This window comes from Klebsiella sp. JN_Kp126, from assembly GCF_033843325.1.
Classification (GTDB): Bacteria; Pseudomonadota; Gammaproteobacteria; order Enterobacterales; family Enterobacteriaceae; genus Klebsiella; species Klebsiella michiganensis.
Window position 1 is genome coordinate 12,429 of the sequence record NZ_JAWXQV010000104.1, and the last position, 18,473, is coordinate 30,901.

General features: G+C 55.7%; 15 protein-coding genes. 4 read left to right on the top strand and 11 right to left on the bottom strand.

Annotation, left to right across the window (positions count from 1 at the left end; all coding sequences use genetic code 11):
* Window positions 1-4: 4 nt before the first annotated feature.
* A complete protein-coding gene (gene aaeA / locus SIK97_RS29350) occupies window positions 5-937 on the bottom strand; it encodes a p-hydroxybenzoic acid efflux pump subunit AaeA (RefSeq protein WP_032751502.1) in 933 nt (310 codons plus the stop codon).
* Window positions 938-944: 7 nt separating this feature from the next.
* Window positions 945-1,148 carry a p-hydroxybenzoic acid efflux pump operon protein AaeX gene (gene aaeX / locus SIK97_RS29355; RefSeq protein WP_002918640.1) on the bottom strand — a complete coding sequence of 68 codons (204 nt, stop codon included), beginning with the start codon at window positions 1,146-1,148 and terminating at the stop codon, window positions 945-947.
* 131 nt (window positions 1,149-1,279) lie between these two features.
* Here aaeX and aaeR point away from each other — a divergent pair, with 131 nt between their 5' ends.
* Window positions 1,280-2,209 carry an HTH-type transcriptional activator AaeR gene (aaeR, locus tag SIK97_RS29360; protein WP_004854659.1) on the top strand — a complete coding sequence of 310 codons (930 nt, stop codon included), beginning with the start codon at window positions 1,280-1,282 and terminating at the stop codon, window positions 2,207-2,209.
* Here aaeR and fucR read toward each other — a convergent pair.
* The 9 genes from fucR to csrD all read right to left on the bottom strand — a co-directional run bounded on the left by fucR (window position 2,206) and on the right by csrD (window position 15,317).
* Window positions 2,206-2,952, bottom strand: coding sequence for an L-fucose operon activator (fucR, locus tag SIK97_RS29365; protein ID WP_025108485.1), 747 nt, complete (start codon window positions 2,950-2,952; stop codon window positions 2,206-2,208). The two genes, aaeR and fucR, sit on opposite strands and share 4 nt — an antisense overlap.
* A gap of 58 nt (window positions 2,953-3,010) precedes the next feature.
* Window positions 3,011-4,456: a metalloprotease TldD gene (gene tldD, locus SIK97_RS29370; protein ID WP_004854666.1), complete on the bottom strand. Its 1,446-nt coding sequence runs from the start codon at window positions 4,454-4,456 to the stop codon at window positions 3,011-3,013.
* Between the two features lie 88 nt (window positions 4,457-4,544).
* Window positions 4,545-8,342 carry an AsmA2 domain-containing protein YhdP gene (yhdP, locus tag SIK97_RS29375; RefSeq protein WP_057173582.1) on the bottom strand — a complete coding sequence of 1,266 codons (3,798 nt, stop codon included), beginning with the start codon at window positions 8,340-8,342 and terminating at the stop codon, window positions 4,545-4,547.
* A 79-nt stretch (window positions 8,343-8,421) separates the two neighbouring features.
* Window positions 8,422-9,891, bottom strand: a complete 1,470-nt coding sequence (gene rng / locus SIK97_RS29380) for a ribonuclease G (protein WP_004125826.1) — start codon at window positions 9,889-9,891, stop codon at window positions 8,422-8,424.
* A gap of 2 nt (window positions 9,892-9,893) precedes the next feature.
* Window positions 9,894-10,475 carry a Maf family protein gene (locus SIK97_RS29385; protein WP_014839653.1) on the bottom strand — a complete coding sequence of 194 codons (582 nt, stop codon included), beginning with the start codon at window positions 10,473-10,475 and terminating at the stop codon, window positions 9,894-9,896.
* A gap of 7 nt (window positions 10,476-10,482) precedes the next feature.
* Window positions 10,483-10,971: a rod shape-determining protein MreD gene (mreD, locus tag SIK97_RS29390; protein ID WP_004125830.1), complete on the bottom strand. Its 489-nt coding sequence runs from the start codon at window positions 10,969-10,971 to the stop codon at window positions 10,483-10,485.
* Complete coding sequence (gene mreC / locus SIK97_RS29395) at window positions 10,971-11,957, bottom strand: rod shape-determining protein MreC (protein WP_004106252.1); 987 nt, start codon at window positions 11,955-11,957, stop codon at window positions 10,971-10,973. The genes mreD and mreC overlap by 1 nt, the downstream gene beginning before the upstream one ends.
* A gap of 70 nt (window positions 11,958-12,027) precedes the next feature.
* On the bottom strand, window positions 12,028-13,071 hold the full coding sequence (gene mreB / locus SIK97_RS29400; RefSeq protein ID WP_002918653.1) for a rod shape-determining protein MreB: 1,044 nt from the start codon (window positions 13,069-13,071) through the stop codon (window positions 12,028-12,030).
* Between the two features lie 305 nt (window positions 13,072-13,376).
* Complete coding sequence (gene csrD, locus SIK97_RS29405) at window positions 13,377-15,317, bottom strand: RNase E specificity factor CsrD (RefSeq protein WP_025108487.1); 1,941 nt, start codon at window positions 15,315-15,317, stop codon at window positions 13,377-13,379.
* A 219-nt stretch (window positions 15,318-15,536) separates the two neighbouring features.
* Here csrD and SIK97_RS29410 point away from each other — a divergent pair, with 219 nt between their 5' ends.
* From SIK97_RS29410 to msrQ, 3 genes are all read left to right on the top strand, one after another.
* Window positions 15,537-16,511 carry an MDR family oxidoreductase gene (locus SIK97_RS29410; RefSeq protein WP_046878631.1) on the top strand — a complete coding sequence of 325 codons (975 nt, stop codon included), beginning with the start codon at window positions 15,537-15,539 and terminating at the stop codon, window positions 16,509-16,511.
* 77 nt (window positions 16,512-16,588) lie between these two features.
* Window positions 16,589-17,590, top strand: a complete 1,002-nt coding sequence (gene msrP, locus SIK97_RS29415) for a protein-methionine-sulfoxide reductase catalytic subunit MsrP (protein ID WP_014227018.1) — start codon at window positions 16,589-16,591, stop codon at window positions 17,588-17,590.
* Window positions 17,590-18,189 (top strand): protein-methionine-sulfoxide reductase heme-binding subunit MsrQ, encoded by a 600-nt coding sequence (msrQ, locus tag SIK97_RS29420; RefSeq protein WP_025108489.1) that lies wholly within the window; start codon window positions 17,590-17,592, stop codon window positions 18,187-18,189. The genes msrP and msrQ overlap by 1 nt, the downstream gene beginning before the upstream one ends.
* Window positions 18,190-18,473: the final 284 nt, after the last annotated feature.

An 18,473-nucleotide genomic window follows, 5' to 3' on the forward strand; every position in this document is an offset into this window, starting at 1 on the left:
GCGATTAACCGAACTCACGCAGGCGCATCGCCAGTTTCTGGAAGAAGTTTGCCTGCCGGGTATCGCGATCCTCTTTACCTGTAATCACCACCGTCGCGGTGGTCCCCGCAGGCCAGAGATTGCCCTGCTGTTGATCGAGATGAATACGTACCGGCACCCGCTGCGCCAGACGTACCCATTCAAGGTTAGAATCAATAGAGGCTAGCCCTTTTGAATCGCTGCTGCTGCTGGTATTAGTGACGCCAGCGGCAATGCTGTCGACGGTGCCCCTGAGGGTGTGTACGCTTCCCAGCGGGGTAATTTCAGCACGAAAACCGGGGCGCACGCCCTCAAGCTTGGTCTCTTCAAGATAGGCCATAACGTAGAAGGTATTCTGCTTCACCAGCGCAACCGCGGTGGAGCCTCGGGTGATAAACTCGCCGCGGTAAACGTTCAGGTTGGTCACCCAGCCGTCGGCCGGGGCGCGAATCACCGTACGTTCAAGGTCAAGCTTCGCCAGGTCGCGACTTGCCGTCGCTTTGGCTAATTGATGCTCAACGGTTTGCAGAACGTTATTCGCCTGGTCTATCTCTTCCCGGGACATGGCCTGGACGCCAAGGCGGTTACGACGGCCGGCTTCGACGCGTTTCTCCTGCGCCAGAGTCTGATAGTAGGAGACATCGGCTTCAGCCTCGGCTAACGCCTTCTGGTAACGCGGCTGGTCAATGACGAACAAAACCTGGTCTTTCTTAACCAGTTGGTTATCCTTGATATTCACCTGCGAAATCAGGCCGGAGACATCGGGAGCGATGGCCACAATATCCGCACTAAAACGCGCATCGCGCGTCCAGGGCGAGGCGGTGTAATACACCCATGCGCGAAAAATCGCCATAAATGCAAGGATAACCAGTATCACAGTGATTGCGGTACGGAGGATATTTCTTGTTAGTGTTTTCACATCAACCTCAAACGAACAAACGTGATATCAGATAAAACAGGCAGCAATATAGCGCGGTATTAAACAGTGCCGGGTGCCAGACAAAATCATAGATGCCCGTTGGAACCAGCAGGCGGTGCACCAGCCAGAAGATGGCTAGCGACAATAGCAATTCAAAGAAGATCGGCGGAAACGACAAGCCGAAAATCACAATGACAGGAAACAGACTCATGATGACCTTGATAAGAAGCGTACAGGTGATATGCGCGATGCGTTTATTATTAAGCTAACTATATAGTAACGTAACAATTGCGGTCTTATCTATAATGTGTGATCTAAATCACTTTTAAGCCAGAGTGAATAATGGAACGATTAAAACGCATGTCCGTTTTTGCCAGAGTGGTCGAATTAGGTTCATTCACCGCCGCGGCCCGCCAGCTCCAGATGAGCGTTTCTTCCATCAGCCAGACGGTAGCCAAACTGGAAGATGAACTGCAGGTTAAGCTACTCAACCGCAGTACGCGCAGCCTTGGCTTAACAGAAGCGGGAAAAATATATTATCAAGGCTGTCGGCGAATGCTGTTCGAAGTCCAGGATGTCCATGAGCAGCTGTACGCGTTTAACAATACGCCCATCGGTACGCTGCGCATCGGCTGTTCTTCAACTATGGCACAGAATGTCCTGGCTCGCATAACCGCCGATATGCTCAAAGAGCACCCGGGCCTCTCAATCAATCTGGTCACAGGCATTCCCGCGCCGGACCTGATTGCGGACGGCCTGGATGTGGTTATTCGCGTGGGAGCGCTGCAGGATTCCAGCCTCTTTTCCCGCCGCCTGGGCTCCATGCCGATGGTGCTCTGCGCGGCAAAAAGCTACCTTCAGCACGCCGGATGTCCGGAAAAACCGGCGGATCTCGCCAGCCACTCGTGGCTGGAATACAGCGTCCGGCCGGATAACGAATTTGAAATCATCGCTCCGGAAGGGATTTCAACCAAGCTGATCCCTCAGGGCAGATTCGTCACCAACGATCCGATGACGCTGGTGCGCTGGCTGACGGCAGGCGTCGGCGTGGCTTACGTTCCGCTGATGTGGGCGATCGAAGAGATCAACCGCGGCGAACTGGAGATCCTGCTGCCGAGCTACCAGTCCGATCCGCGACCGGTATACGCGCTGTATACCGAGAAAGATAAGCTGCCGCTGAAGGTACAGGTATGCATTAATTACCTGACTGAGTATTTCGTCGGGGTGGCGAAGATTTACCAGGGGATGCACGGCCGGGGGATTGCCCGCTAGCGGCCCGAGCCCGCCACAGAGGGTAAGAACAGATTATCGGGCCCAGCATCGGAAATAATCTGCGTTACGTCGCGGAGATTGCCGATACGCACCTCGCCGGAACGATCAAATTTGCTTTTGTCGATTAATAATAGCGACTGTGCCGCCCGTTTCAGAAGCAGCGATTTGTAGGCGGCATTATTGGCGCTGGAATCCCAGAGTACGCCATCGTTATCGATCCCCTCGCAGGAAAAAATAAACAGATCGATCTCCAGCGATTTGACCTGAGAGAACAGCGCCGGATTAACGTAATAACCATACTGACGCAGGAGCTGCCCCCCGGCGCTGATCAGCTGGATCCGCTCACGGCGGCCCAGCTCTACGCAGACCGGATGGCTATTGGTAAACACCGTCAGGGTCATATTCGGTAGCTGACGCGCCAGAAACCAGCAGGTTGAGCTGGCATCCAGGGCGATCGTCATCCCTTCATCAATCCACGCCAGCGCCGTACGCGCGATATCAGATTTATGGGCATAATGGCTTTTCACGCGGCTATGAAAAGGCTTCTCGCCGTTGTGATTGTTACGCTGGAGAACGCGCGCCTGCCCGTGGCTACGCTGAAGACGCCCCTGCTTCTGCAGCTCGCTCAAATCGCGACGAATGGTCTCGATACTGACCTGCAGCAGATGGGACAACGCTTCGGTGGTTAAGGTGTGATGCTGGTTGAGTAGTTCGACTATCTGCTGCTGACGCGCGGCTTTCATCGCGACTCCGCGGAGGTGATTTGCGCTTTCGCCGCGGGCGAAAGCGCCTTGAGAAGTATCAGGCGGTACCGCCGACGGTGAGTTTATCCACTTTGAGCGTTGGCTGACCGACGCCAACCGGTACGCTCTGGCCCTCTTTGCCGCAAACGCCGACGCCGCTGTCCAGCTTCAGATCGTTCCCCACCATCGAAATCTGCTGCATCGCTTCGATACCTGAACCGATAAGCGTCGCGCCCTTCACCGCTTTGGTCACTTTACCTTTTTCAATCAGGTAGGCTTCAGACGTGGAGAAGACAAATTTCCCGGAGGTGATATCCACCTGACCGCCGCCGAAGTTCGGCGCGTAGATGCCGTAATCGACCGATTCGATAATCTCCTGCGGCGTAGATTTCCCCGCCAGCATGTAGGTGTTGGTCATACGCGGCATAGGCAGGTGCGCGTAGGATTCGCGACGACCGTTACCGGTTGGCGCCACGCCCATCAGCCTGGCGTTGAGCTTGTCCTGCATATAGCCTTTGAGAATGCCGTTTTCGATCAAAACGTTATACTGGCCCGGCGTGCCTTCATCATCAATGGCAAGGGAGCCGCGACGGTGAGCAATGGTGCCATCATCCACTACGGTGCACAGCTCAGAGGCCACCAGTTCGCCCATATGGCCGCTGAATACCGACGTCCCGCGACGGTTAAAGTCACCTTCCAGGCCGTGACCGACGGCTTCATGCAGCAGGACGCCAGGCCAGCCCGCGCCCAGCACAACCGGCAGCATCCCGGCAGGCGCCGCGACGGCGGTCAGGTTGACCAGCGCCATACGCACGGCTTCTCTCGCCCAAACATCCGCGCGAACGTCGCCATCCTGCGAGTCCAGGAAATAGTCGTAGCCAAAGCGGCCGCCGCCGCCGCTGGCGCCGCGCTCGCGTTTGCCATCCTCTTCCACCAGCACGCTGACGGAAAGGCGAACCAGCGGGCGAACGTCCGCCGCCAGCGTGCCGTCGGTGGCGGCGACAAGAATTAACTCGTAGACGCCGGTCAGGCTGGCGGAAACTTCCTGCACCCGCTTATCGGCCGCGCGGGCGGTTTTATCTACCCGGCGCAGAATATCCAGCTTCTCTTCCCGGCTCATACTTTGCAGCGGATCGATGCTGGTATAGAGGGAACGATGTTCCACCCCACCAAGGGTATGCACTTTACCATCCCCATGGTCGCGTACAATGGTGCGGGCCGCCTGTGCGCTCTGTTCCAGCGCCAGTCGACTAATCTGGTCAGCATAGGCAAAGCCGGTTTTTTCCCCGCTCACCGCGCGGACGCCAACGCCCTGGTCGATATTGTACGAACCATCTTTAATGATGCTGTCTTCAAGAACCCAGGACTCGTGATAGCTCGACTGAAAATAGAGATCGCCGTAATCCAGACGGCGCTCGGCCAGCTGGCCAAGAATGGTAAACAGATCCTGATGATTCAGGCCGTTTGCCGACAGTAATTGTTCACTTACCAGGTTCAGACTCATCGTTTTGCTACTCGTTTGTTGCCGCCTCAGGGGCGGAAATAAAAAAGGCTATCTATTGAGAGTGCGGTAATTACGCACAATCGTCAAATCATTGCTTTTTGTCGCTCCGCGCCTGGCGCAGCACTTCGTTAATTTGCGGCTGATCGATAGGACCGGTGATGCGATAGCGCAAAATAGAGACCTTGTTCCACAGCGGCCCCAGTACCTTACTGGCAGCAAAGACCGCGGCGCCGATAATCGGGTTAACGGCAAAGGCCGCGGCGACGCCCACGGTCGCAGAAATCTCCGGCGCGACCACGGCCTGCATATCCAGCTGACGACGCACGAGATCCACCGACCCCTTCATGGCGATATCCGCTTCCAGACCATCGACCAGCGTATCGTCGGTATGCAGAACGCCGTCTTTAATCCACGCCGTACTGCGAATGGAATCAAAGTAGAACCCTTCGCTGAACGTATCGCTAAAGTCGAAGCGCAGCTTGCGCAGCAGCGCGTCAACGCTCAACAAACGCAGAAGCTGGCCGGCATGACCGGTGCTGAGGTCGGTAAATTCGCCTTTTCCAAGACGGCTTTTGAGGATCCCGTTAAGCGAGGCAACGTCGGGCTGCCACGGCGGCGCACGCCAGTGCAGGTCATAATCAATATCAAACGACGAACCTTTTACCGGCGTGGAGACGCCGAAGAAGTTCACGAAATCGTCGGTTTTATTGCCGTGCAGCTTACCTTTCAAAGAGGTTCGTACGCCCGCCGGCGCGCTCACCCATACGCCATCGGTCGTCAGACGGCCAAAACCGGTATCGACCAGTCCGTTCGCCAGCGTCAGGGTATCGCCGCGAATATCAAAATCCCCTTCGATACGGCCATATTTTTGCCCCCACAGCCAGCACTCGGCGCAGCGAAGCTGAAGGTCCGGCCAGCCGTGGAAATCAATGTTGGTATCGGCCAGCGGGGCGCTGCTTTTTTCTGTACCGCGGCTTTTCGCCGCCGTTGGGTTGTAGTAGAGATAGCGAATGGCCGCCAGCCACGGGGCGTTCTTCCGCATCGTCAGGGTTGCGTTGACTTCACGCCCCTGGGCTTCGATCTTCGTTCCCCCGGCATCGGGCCGGGAGACAAGGCTAACGTTATTCCAGCTCTGCCCCGCCATCGTTAACGCTGGCGTTCGCAGCGTGACCTGCTCCGGGAAGACGAGATTACTGCTGACGTCATTCGCCGCTCCGCCCTGGAACAGCGCCAGCCACTGCGCGCCATCCATCGGCGGCATATTCAGCTCCACGCCTGGCTGCTCGGGAAGCGGAGAAACGGCTTTACTGTCCGTGGTTAAAATAGCGCGGTCCAGGGTCAGCTTATGACCCAGCAGCCAGCGGCTATTAATATGGTTCTTCGCCCCCATGGAGCCGGCCAGATTAAAACTGCTTAAGCCGCCATCGACCTTAATTTTTACCGGCAACGGCTCCCCGGCCTGCTTATCTAACGGTGCAGGTAAGTGACTACTTACACTCTTCAGGTCAGCGTTGAGGTCAACCTTATAGGCCGCGCTACCGCGATACGGAAGCTCAATCGCGACTTTTCCGTCCCAGGGCACGCTGCCGCTCAGGGTGCCGTCCAGGGATTTCGGCAATAAACCGGTACGCGCAGGCTGCCAGTTGGCGTTCATCCCGACGTTCACGAGAAATGCTTTCGCGCCTTCGGTGGTCGAGAAATCAAGATTCAGCGGCTGATTAAACCAGCTCGCGCTCATCGGTTCGCTTTTCAGGTCGCCGTTTACAAAGCTGAATTTACCGCTCAGGTTCTGCAATGTGGTATCGATAGGCTTGATAAACAAGCTGTTATTGTTCAACCGGACATCACCTTTAGCGGTGGTCATCTCGCCATCCAGGGGGATATCAAGATGTAAGCGAGCGCTAACATTACCGTCCAGCTGGAGCTCATCCAGCGCCGCGCCCAGCGTCTCTTTCAGCGGCGTCTCGTTAAAATAAGGGCCAACCTCTTTACCCGGGCCGTTAACGTCGGCATCAATCAGCAGCTTTTCTCGCGAATAGTCGGGAATCACCGCATCGAGATTGCTGGCGGTCACGTTGCCGAGCATCGCCTTATCGGCCTTCATCCATAGCCCATCATTGATAAAGTTAAGGTCGATATTAAGCCCGGTAAGCGCGGGCCAGTCAGGCTGAAAGGCAAAGGTGGCGTTCTTGAGCGGCACCGTGACCTGGAATTGCCCCTCATTATGCTTGTACGGGAAAAGATGCGGGTTACCGCCATAAGCCAGCGTAGCATCGGTGGCCTGACCGCCTTTAATGGCTCCGCTGAGGTAATCCACCAGCGCTTTGCCCATCAGATTTTCCGGGAAGTAGCGCCAGGCCTGTCCGCCATCGTTGGTACTGATACCGGCCAGAATACCGAGCCAGGGTTCGTCACCCTGCGGCTGCAGATAGCGGAACCCACCGCGAGCGCGAACGCCGGTAGCCTGTACGTCAATATCGCGACCATCGAGCATAAAACCCTTGTCATTCTTCACCCAACTGAGGGTCGCATCGCCTTTAGCGATCTCCAGCGGCGCACGAAAGACCGTTTCATAGGGCATTTTCGCCTGCGTCATGCTGGCATGCAGAGTACCGTTTTCTACGCTCCCGGCAATGTTGCCGGAGAAATGCTCAGCCCCTGGCAGCAGCTTCCACTGCTTCCAGGACATGTCGCTCCAGTCCGCCCGGAAGCGCGTTTTTTCCGCCATTTGCAGCGGAATATCCAGCGCCAGAAGATTGATTTTGCCGTCCGGCTGCGTCGTACGCCAGATTTCGCCCAGCGACGGAGCCAGTTTATCCGCCATCGGCTGCAGCCCGGTCAGACCGCTAAGGTTAAGGTTGCTGGCGCGAATGCGCAGCTCATCGCTGCGTTGACCATTTTTTCCGCCCACATCCTGAGCCGGGATCCACGCCATCGACAGCGCGCCGCGCGGCCAGGGTTTGTCATCCATCGAGATGCGCGTATCAGGGATGTGAAAGCCCCAGCTTTGATTATCGCGATAGATGTGCGCCGTCAGATTATCAACCGACAGATGGTGCTTCTCTTTATCGCCCTGCCAGCTGGCGCCGCCTTTTTTAAGCCATACATCGCCGCTGGCGACATCGCCTTTGTCGATAGTCATCCAGCCTTCCAGGCTAAACCGCGCGCTCTGCAGGGCGATGTTGTCCTGCATCCAGCGCCCAAGCCACGGCTTAACGTCGATATCATCCGCCTGAAGCCAGACGCGCCCCTTATTGAGCAGGCCGTCTTCATCGCGCAGGTCCATTCGCACCTGCATCACGCCGTGCTGGCCGGTCAGGCTGCTGAGGCTAAGCTGCCCCTCCGCGCGATGGCGATTTTTACCGTTCAGCCAGGTAAGCTGCGGAATGGTGAGCTCCGCACGCTGGCCGGAGATGGTCAGAAAGCTCAGATGGCTATCGCGAAGAATAAAGTGATCGAACTGGCGGAGGAAAAGATCGCTGATACGGTCGGTTTTCAGCCCTTCACCGCTATTATTCGTTTGAATGGGGGTATTGGTATGAACCTGCAGCTGCCAGAAGGTCAGATCGCGAAACTGCCAGCGCATATGAAGCAGGCTTTGCCAGACGTCGAGCGCCAGGGTGACGCGTTTAGCGGAAAGCTCGCCGCCATCATTCAGGCCGGCCTTAACATCGCGGACATCAAGCGTCGGGCCAAAAGTCTGCCAGCTGGCGACAATATTTGAAGCATCGACCGGTACGCCGGCCATCGCGGAGACTTTTTCCAGCACCTGCGGACGCCAGCTGTTTAACTGCGGCAGAACGAGACGCAGACCGCTCACCAGCAGTGCGACGACAACAATCAATGTTGCCACGGTGAGCAGTAATATCCCGGGCAGTCGCCTCACGCATCTCTCCTTGTCAGCCTGTTACGCGTCATCCTTTTGCCCGCCTGTTTATCCCGACATCAGCAAGCAAAACGGATGATTACATCATTACTACATCAAACTGCTCTTGATTATAGAGCGGTTCAATTTGCACTTTGACCTGCTTACCGACAAAGATCTCGACTTCTGCCAGCGCGTGCGACTCTTCCCCTTTCAGCGTTTCCGCTACCGCAGGAGAAGCATAGACCAGGAACCGGTCGGAATCGTAGGCATGATGCACGCGCACGATTTCGCGCATGATTTCATAGCACACCGTTTCCACCGTTTTCACCGTACCGCGACCGTGGCAGGTAGGGCACTCATTACACAGCACATGCTCCACGCTTTCGCGAGTACGCTTGCGGGTCATCTCTACAAGCCCAAGCTGGGAGAAGCCGTTGATGCTGGTTTTAACCCGGTCTTTGCTCAGCGCCTGCTCAAGAGAGTGCAGCACCCGACGGCGGTGATCTTCATTATTCATATCAATGAAATCGATGATGATAATCCCACCGAGATTGCGCAGCCGCAGCTGGCGGGCAATCGCCTGGGTCGCCTCAATATTGGTATTAAAGATAGTATCGTCAAGATTACGGTGACCGACGAATGCCCCGGTGTTGATATCAACGGTGGTCATCGCTTCCGTTTGGTCAATGATCAGATAACCACCTGATTTCAGCTCAACTTTGCGTTCCAGAGCGCGCTGGATTTCATTTTCCACGTCAAAGAGATCGAAAATCGGCTGACGGCCGCTGTAGTGCTCCAGCTTGCTGGTCATCTCCGGAATATATTCGGCGGTAAACTCCAGCAGCGATTCGTAAGTCAGACGAGAGTCAACGCGAATCCGGTCAAGATGCGCATCGGCGAAATCACGCAGCACGCGCTGCGCCAGCGCCAGTTCGCCGTACATTTGATATCGGGTCTGCTGGCGCTTTTTGCGTTCCATCACTTTTGTCCAGACGCGCTTGAGATAGGCGGCATCTGCTGCCATCTCCTGCTCATGAACGCCTTCCGCCGCGGTACGGATAATGAATCCGCCCTGCTCGTCACAGTATTCAGAGACCACTTTTTTCAGGCGTTCACGTTCCGCTTCGCTTTCAATACGCTGAGAGACGCCGACGTGCGAAGCGCCGGGCATAAAGACCAGATAGCGAGAGGGAATGGTGATATCGGTGGTCAGGCGGGCGCCTTTGGTGCCGAGGGGATCTTTCACCACCTGCACCATTAAATCCTGCCCCTGGCGCACCAGCTCGGAGATATCGCGGACGGCGAACTGTTTTTGCTCTTCGCCCGCCACGCACTCGGTGTGCGGCATAATATCGGAAGCGTGCAGAAACGCGGCCTTATCCAGGCCAATATCTACAAAAGCCGCCTGCATTCCCGGCAGCACCCGACTGACACGACCCTTGTAGATATTGCCTACTATTCCGCGTCGCGCTTCACGCTCAATATGAATTTCCTGAAGTATACCGCCATCAATATAAGCGACGCGCGTTTCTGATGGCGTTACGTTAACTAATAATTCAGCAGTCATCTTTATCCCTTTTCTTCACGCAGTGAGTTAAAGTTACTTAGCAACTCATACGTTTCCACCAGCGGTAAGCCAACGACGGCGTGATAGCTGCCATTTATCTTCCTGACGAAACAGCCACCCAACCCCTGAATACCGTATGCACCTGCTTTATCTAAAGGTTCGCCGCTGGCGACATAATCGGCGATATCCTGCCCTGAGAGCACGCGGAAAGTGACCTCCGTGACCACCAGGCAATCCAGCGTCTGCCGCTTATCAGCCAGCGCCACGGCGGTCATCACCTGATGAGTCTTTCCGGAAAGCATGCGTAGCATCTCGGCGGCGTGCCCGCCATCGCGCGGTTTTTCCAGCACTTCACCGTTAAGGATGACAATGGTATCCGCGCCTAAAACCGGGAGATCGCGCGGTGCCAGCGCGACGCCAGCCTGGGCCTTTTCGCGCGCCAGCCGGACCACATACTGCTGGGCGCTCTCCTGCGGGCGGCGCTGTTCCTCAATACCGGGAACCACGCGCTCAAAAGCGAGGCCAAGCTGTGTCAGCAGTTCCTGCCGACGCGGAGAACCTGAAGCAAGATACAGAGTCGTCATATCAACCTTATTGCACCGCAAACTGCTGGCGCACTTTACGCATCAGCAGGAAAATCCATGGCCAGAGCACACCGTTTACTACACTACTCCAGAACACTTCCGGACGGAAAGAGACGTTGATCACTAAAAACTCTGCCCAGAAAACAATGATATCCACGGAGAGGGATAACATGACCACCACCAGCGCCTGTTGCCAAAGCGCCAGGTTGCGGAACAGTTGATACTTCAGCGCAACCAGATAAGCCACAATACTTAATGATAGTGCGCGAACGCCAAGCGTCGACCCGCTGATGAGATCGAGGATCGCGCCCATCACAAAGCCTGTGCCAACGTTAACCCGGTGGGGTAGCGCGAGGATCCAGTACAACAGGATAAGCAATACCCAGTTTGGCCGGTAGACGCTAATGTCCGCCGGCCAGGGCATAATCTGCAGCAATAGTGCGATAAGAAACGAGAGCCAGATAACCCAGCGTCCCTGGCTACGGTAACTTGCCACTATTGCCCTCCTGCTGGCAGAGGCTGCTGTGGCATACCGGTTGCCGGCGCGGGCATCTGCGGCCCCATCGCATCCGGCGCAGGCAGAACCTGCGGCATCATCTGCATCAGGCGTTCATTCGCTACGCGATGAACCTCTTCCGGCGTCATCGGATTCGCGCCGTTGCGATCGGCTCCCCACAGCAGCAGCAGATAACGCAAGCGCTGCAGACCGGCAGTCGGACGCGCCTGAATCACCGTATACGCACGCTGCGTATCCAGCTTAACGGACGAAACCACCCCGACCGGATACCCTTCAGGGAAGCGGCCGCCGAGACCCGAAGTGACCAGCACGTCGCCGACGCGAATATCGGTATTGGCCGGCAGATGTTCCAGCTGTAAATCGTCAGTACAACCGTTGCCTGCGGCAATGACGCGAATATCGTTACGCAGTACCTGAATCGGTAACGCATGCGTGGCATCGCAAATCAGCAGCACGCGGCTGGTCAGCTTCGCGACCGCGACCACCTGACCCACAACGCCTTTATCACTGATAACCGGCTGGCCTTCGTAGACGCCGTTAACGCTGCCTTTATCGATAACCACCTGATCGCTATAGGGGTCGTTAACCGTTGAGATGACCTGGGTCACCATTTTTTGCTCGTCCTGGCGCAGCGGGGAGCCCAGCAGCTCGCGCAGACGCGCGTTCTCCTGTTTGTACTGACCCAGCATCAGTAAGTCGCTGTTCTTGAGCAGCAACTCCTGACGCAGCGCGCGATTTTCCAGTTCGAGCTGATCGCGGGTGGCCAGCGTTTGCGAAACGCTATCCAGCAGTTCCCGGGGACCATTAGAGACAAAGTAGAAAGGGCTGACGGCTGTATCCATGTACGTTCGAATTTGGCTGAACGTACCCAGGCGGCTGTCGGCGATTATCACGCCAAGCGCCACCAAAACCGCCAGAATAAGGCGAATCTGTAGCGACGGGCCACGGCTAAAAATTGGCTTCATAGGCTATGCGTATTCTCGTGTCAGTTAAGATCGGGGCAGCCGTAGGCCAGCTACCCGGATCTCAGGCTGACTACTCTTCGCTGAACAAGTCGCCGCCGTGCATATCGATCATTTCCAGTGCCTTACCGCCGCCACGAGCGACGCAGGTCAGTGGATCTTCTGCAACTACGACAGGGATTCCTGTCTCTTCCATTAACAGACGGTCAAGGTTGCGTAGCAGAGCACCGCCGCCGGTCAGAACCATCCCGCGTTCGGAGATATCGGAAGCCAGCTCCGGTGGGCACTGTTCCAGCGCGACCATCACCGCGCTGACGATACCGGTCAACGGTTCCTGCAGCGCTTCGAGGATTTCATTTGAGTTCAGAGTAAAGCCGCGCGGAACGCCTTCAGCAAGGTTACGCCCGCGAACTTCGATTTCGCGGACTTCATCACCCGGATAAGCGGAGCCGATTTCATGCTTAATGCGTTCTGCGGTCGCTTCGCCGATCAGGGAGCCATAGTTACGACGAACATAATTAATAACGGCTTCGTCAAAACGGTCGCCGCCGATACGGACAGAAGAGGAGTAAACCACGCCGTTAAGGGAGATGACCGCCACTTCAGTGGTACCGCCGCCGATGTCCACAACCATTGAACCGGTTGCTTCGGAGACCGGCAGGCCTGCGCCGATCGCAGCTGCCATCGGCTCTTCAATCAGGAAGACTTCACGGGCGCCAGCGCCCTGTGCGGACTCACGAATCGCGCGACGTTCAACCTGGGTCGCACCAACCGGCACGCAGACCAGCACGCGCGGGCTCGGACGCATAAAGCTATTGCTGTGCACCTGTTTAATAAAGTGCTGGAGCATTTTTTCGGTAACGAAGAAGTCGGCGATAACGCCGTCTTTCATTGGGCGAATAGCTGCAATGTTGCCCGGTGTACGCCCAAGCATCTGCTTCGCTTCATGACCCACAGCGGCGACGCTTTTCGGCGATCCGGCACGATCCTGACGAATGGCCACAACGGAAGGCTCATTCAATACGATGCCTTGTCCTTTTACATAAATCAGGGTATTCGCGGTACCCAGGTCAATGGACAGGTCATTGGAAAACATGCCACGAAATTTTTTTAACATACTAAGGGATAATCCTGAAAGCTGGGGCGGAAAACAAAATCCGCTTACTTTACCAACCACGCGCAGCAGCGACAAGGCGCAAAAATCATCTGCTGCGGTGAAAATTAGTGCAGTTCGTTACCTTTGTTACAAATTTGACTGAGTCCGTCCAACGCAGAAATCTTCAGCAGCGCTCCGCGCTTGAATCTGCAACCTGTCAAAGGTCATTCACTGGCATTTACATTGCGACAATCCGGCAGGTAGACAAGCACACCCCCATCACTATGGCGCGCATTATTCTACGTGAAATCACGCTAAACGGCAGATCAAACAGAGTATCTTTGCGAATATTTTTTCACATTTGTGTCAAGTGGCTGTGAGGCGGCAAAAAATTCCCCCTGGCCACCGGTAACACCGCATTGAGACAGCACCTGCCACTCGCTTCGGCTGAGTACGCCGGTTGCGAAAACTTGAACCGGCATTCCTTTACAGGCTTCTACCAGGCTCTGCACCAGCAGCTGATTTTCACTGCGTTTTTCTATATTGCGCGATAACCCCGAATGCAGCTTAATCACTTCAACATCGAGCTGCTTGATCCAGCTGGTTCCAACCAGCGTCAAACCGGCCTGAACCACGGCAATTCGAATACCTAAAGCGTTAACCAACCGCATAACCGGCTGCAGGCGGCCGATATATTGACAAACATCCGCCTCTGCAAGTTCAAAAATAATACGTCGACGGTGCGATTTTTCGCATTGCATCAAAGTATCGCGCAGCCAGCGCTGGAATCGAGGGCGGATCAAGGACTCGACCGTCACCTGCAGCGCGAGGTTTTCTTCCGGCCAAAAGCCTAAAAACGGCAGCAATCGCGTAATTTGCAAACGGTCATACTCCTCCGCCAGGCCAAACTGCAGCACCATCGGCATATATTCGGCCGCAATCACCTCTTCCTTACCATCATAAAGACGGCACATTAGCTCACGATGATGTACGCGACCATCACGAGTGACGGCGGGTTTCTGGTAAAGTCGCGGGCCGCCGCGGCTAAGCATTTGCTCGATAAGCGTACGCCAGCGCACGTTGCCACGCCCTTTCTCCGGCAGAGAATCGTCATAGACGGCCCAGCTGTTGCTGCCCTGCAGCACCGCATTACGCGTGGCCGCTTCCGCATGCTCCATTACCTGGGCCGCCGTTTGTCCGCTGCGGAAAGCGCAGATCCCGATATGCATCATATCGTCACGATCGAGAATTCGCGTCGGCGGCAGGGCATCCATGGCTTTCAGGAGTAACCCGGCAATGCTGTCCGCCTCTTTCAACGTGCGATGCGGAAGCAGGACGGCAAAATCGCTGCGGTGGTAGCGAGCCAGCAGTGCGCCAGGGTAGCGCATAATAAAAGTGGAAAGCATGTTGATCAGCGTAAAGTAATGTTCTTCGGTCGCTGCGCGCCCCCAGTTATCGCGCAGCAGGTCGAAATCCGGCAGGCGGATCATCATTACGATGCCGTATGACCCCACTTTCTCCTGATCTTCAAGCAGCGTCGACAGCTGATTATCAAAAAATAATCGGTTACTCAGCCCGGTTTTTGAATCCTGCGCGACATAGGAACGGATCAGGGTATCCATGCGGCTTCGCTGATCGCTGGCGAACTGAAGTTCGGATAGCAGCATATCCAGCGCGCTACTGGTATTCGCCGGCCACTCGTGTACCGACCCTCGCACCTGCGGTCCGCGTTCGCCATTAAGAATACGCGCAGTGCGGAGTTCCAGTAGCTCCTGGCCCGCCAGCTGGCGACGGATCCAGCGCACGGAAAAAAAGATAATCAGCACCATAAAACCAATAGCAATGGAGAGCGGCGCGGTGATGTGCAGTGAACGGAAGTAATTGGCCATCGGATCCAGGTACACCAGATGGATTGCCATACCGGGCTGCTTGAGCGACGGTACCGTGATATCGCGAAACTGATTGCTGCTACCTAAAGGACGATAGTTATCGGTGCGGGAATGGCTATAGACCGATTTGCCATTAAGCTGAAAGTCAACGCGCGTCGCGTCGATCGGCGTCATCAGCTCATCCATCTGCGGTTCAATCTGGTCAAAAGACATAGAGACCAGACGGTTATCCAGCATGGTCGCCACCGCCTGAACGCGGTTGGTCATTTTTAGCTGAATGCCGTTATAAAAACTCAGCGAAGCGCCAATCAGCGTGACAAAGATCGTCAGGCTGGTGAGTAACGTGACAAACGCTGAGAATTTCGTCGTTAATCGCATCCCTGTGTTAACTCCGCGTGTGAATGACTACCCGATAAACATCCGGGCTCCTGTGCTGGCGCCTAAACTAAAGTAAGCACTAACTTTCTAAAGAGCGACGCATACTATCAAAGCTGGCGCATCTGGCAATTTATTGCGTTACATCGGTGTAATAATGCCGTTAGCGAGTATAGTCTGCAGAAAAAATTTTCCAATCATCCAACCTATGAGGACCGGCGCATGCAGGCTTTAATCTTAGAACAGCAGGATGGCAAAACTCTCTCTTCGGTGCAAACCATTGACGCCAGCCAGCTGCCGCAGGGGGATGTGACAGTGGATATCCACTGGTCCAGCCTCAACTATAAAGATGCGCTGGCCATCACCGGTAAAGGAAAAATTATCCGCAACTTTCCGATGATTCCTGGCATCGATTTTGCCGGTTTTGTCCACAGCAGCGAGGATCCGCGTTTCCACGCCGGCCAGCAAGTCCTGCTGACCGGATGGGGCGTGGGGGAAAACCACTGGGGCGGCCTGGCGGAGCGCGCTCGCGTTAAAGGCGACTGGCTGGTGGCGATGCCGCAAGGCCTGGATGGTCGTAAAGCCATGATCATTGGGACCGCTGGTTTCACCGCGATGCTGTGCGTGATGGCGCTGGAAGACGCCGGGGTTAGTCCGGAAGATGGCGAAGTCGTGGTCACCGGGGCCAGCGGCGGCGTCGGCAGCACCGCGGTCGCTTTGCTGCATCATCTCGGGTACAAGGTGGCGGCGGTTTCCGGGCGCGAAAGCACCCATGAATATCTTAAAAACCTCGGCGCGCAGCGCATTCTTAGCCGCGATGAGTTCGCCGAAACCCGCCCGCTGGAAAAACAGCTGTGGGCCGGTGCCGTTGATACCGTTGGCGATAAGGTGCTGGCAAAAGTGCTGGCGCAGATGAACTACGGCGGCTGCGTGGCGGCCTGCGGTCTGGCAGGCGGCTTTGCCCTGCCCACGACCGTGATGCCGTTTATTCTGCGTAACGTGCGCCTGCAGGGCGTTGATTCGGTGATGACGCCAGCCGCGCGCCGGGCCGAGGCCTGGCAGCGTCTGGTGCGCGATCTGCCGGAATCCTTCTATGCGCAAAGCGCGACGGAAATCTCCCTCGCCGAAGCCCCTGAATTTGCCGATAAGATCATGACCAATAAGATTCAGGGGCGCACGCTGGTTAAAATCGCCTAATCTGCAATTTTTCGTGACATATTCGCAATAACGCTCCGCCTCCGTCATGCTAAGAAAAACGCACGACGGAGGATGCCATGAAATCCAAAAAACTGACGGAAGCCGACGTAACGGCAGAATCCGTTTTTATGCTGCAGCGTCGCCAGATCCTGAAAATGTTGGGAATTAGCGCCACCGCCCTTTCCCTCTCACCCTCCGCGCAAGCTGACCTGCTGGATTGGTTTAAAGGCAACGACCGCCCGCCGGCGCCGGCAGGTAAAGCGCTGACGTTCGATAAACCGGCGCAATGGCAAAACACTCTCACGCTCACGCCGGAAGATAAGGTATCAGGCTACAACAACTTTTATGAGTTCGGCCTGGATAAAGCCGATCCGGCGGCCAATGCCGGAAGCCTGCGCACTGATCCCTGGACGCTGACGATTGGCGGCGAAGTGGCAAAACCCCTTACGCTCGATCATGACGACCTGACCAGCCGATTTCCGCTGGAAGAGCGAATTTACCGGATGCGCTGCGTCGAAGCCTGGTCGATGGTGATTCCCTGGGTCGGCTTCCCGCTGCATAAATTGTTATCGCTGGTCGAGCCCACCAGCAATGCGCGCTACGTCGCGTTTAAAACGCTTTATGCGCCTGAGCAGATGCCGGGTCAAAAAGACCGTTTTATCGGCGGCGGGCTGGCGTATCCCTATGTCGAAGGGCTGCGGCTCGACGAGGCCATGCATCCTCTGACGCTGCTTAGCGTAGGCGTGTATGGCAAAGCGCTGCCTCCGCAAAACGGTGCGCCGGTCCGACTCACCGTGCCCTGGAAGTACGGTTTCAAAGGGATTAAGTCTATCGTCAGTATCGAACTGACGCGTGAACGTCCCCCCACGACCTGGAACCTCGCCGGACCTGAGGAGTATGGCTTCTACGCCAACGTCAATCCGCATGTCGATCACCCCCGCTGGTCGCAGGCAACTGAGCGCTTTATCGGCGCAGGCGGCGTACTCGACGTCAAACGCCAGCCAACACTGCTCTTCAACGGCTATGCTGACGAAGTGGCTTCGCTCTACCGGGGCCTGAATTTGCGGGAGAATTACTAGTGCGCCTGACTGTAAAGCAGATTACCTGGCTGAAAGTGTTTCTCCATCTGGCCGGATTTTTGCCTTTTGTCTGGCTCTTCTGGGCCGGACATCAGGGGTATTTCAGCGCCGACCCGGCAAAGGATATCCAGCACTTTACCGGTAGGATGGCTCTTAAATTCCTGCTGGCTACCTTGCTTGTTTCGCCGCTGGCGCGCTACGCTAAACAGCCGTTATTGATACGCACCCGGCGCTTACTTGGTTTATGGTGCTTTGCCTGGGCTACGCTGCATTTGACCAGCTATACGCTGCTCGAACTTGGGATTAACAATCTGGCGCTATTGGGTACAGAAGTCCTCACCCGCCCTTATCTGACGCTGGGGTTAATCAGCTGGCTGATTCTGCTGGCGCTGGCGGCGACGTCAACGCAAGCGATGCAGCGAAGATTGGGTCGTCGCTGGCAAACATTGCATAACTTCGTCTATGTTGTCGCGATCCTCGCCCCCATTCACTACCTGTGGTCGGTGAAGATTTTATCCCCCCAACCGCTCATTTATGCGCTGCTGGCGATCCTCCTTTTAGCATGGCGATATAAGAAGTTCCGCCAGTGGTGGCGCTAATTCCGGATATGTGCAGTTTCCCGCAGTTCTTTTATCAACCGCCACTCTTTACACGATAGCGGTTGATAATCTTCCCTGATAAGACCAGTATTTAGCTGCCAAATGCTACGAAATCGTTATAATGTGCGACTTTGGTTTTCCTGACGGGCTTTTTGAGTCCCGAATAGGTGACAATCGCGCATCGAAGGTATATTTTGTTTTTTACCCGAGAATGGCAGAAGATAGCCGCATATTGGCCGATAAGTTTCGCTTTTTGCTTTCGAGCATCGGAGGCTTAACCTGTC

Coding starts and splice junctions, on each gene's coding strand:
- aaeR (WP_004854659.1), top strand. CDS start 1,280: ATGGAACGATTAAAACGCATGTCCGTTTTTGCCAGAGTGGTCGAATTA.
- csrD (WP_025108487.1), bottom strand. CDS start 15,317: ATGCGATTAACGACGAAATTCTCAGCGTTTGTCACGTTACTCACCAGC.
- tldD (WP_004854666.1), bottom strand. CDS start 4,456: ATGAGTCTGAACCTGGTAAGTGAACAATTACTGTCGGCAAACGGCCTG.
- rng (WP_004125826.1), bottom strand. CDS start 9,891: ATGACTGCTGAATTATTAGTTAACGTAACGCCATCAGAAACGCGCGTC.
- fucR (WP_025108485.1), bottom strand. CDS start 2,952: ATGAAAGCCGCGCGTCAGCAGCAGATAGTCGAACTACTCAACCAGCAT.
- mreB (WP_002918653.1), bottom strand. CDS start 13,071: ATGTTAAAAAAATTTCGTGGCATGTTTTCCAATGACCTGTCCATTGAC.
- mreC (WP_004106252.1), bottom strand. CDS start 11,957: ATGAAGCCAATTTTTAGCCGTGGCCCGTCGCTACAGATTCGCCTTATT.
- SIK97_RS29410 (WP_046878631.1), top strand. CDS start 15,537: ATGCAGGCTTTAATCTTAGAACAGCAGGATGGCAAAACTCTCTCTTCG.
- SIK97_RS29385 (WP_014839653.1), bottom strand. CDS start 10,475: ATGACGACTCTGTATCTTGCTTCAGGTTCTCCGCGTCGGCAGGAACTG.
- msrP (WP_014227018.1), top strand. CDS start 16,589: ATGAAATCCAAAAAACTGACGGAAGCCGACGTAACGGCAGAATCCGTT.
- aaeX (WP_002918640.1), bottom strand. CDS start 1,148: ATGAGTCTGTTTCCTGTCATTGTGATTTTCGGCTTGTCGTTTCCGCCG.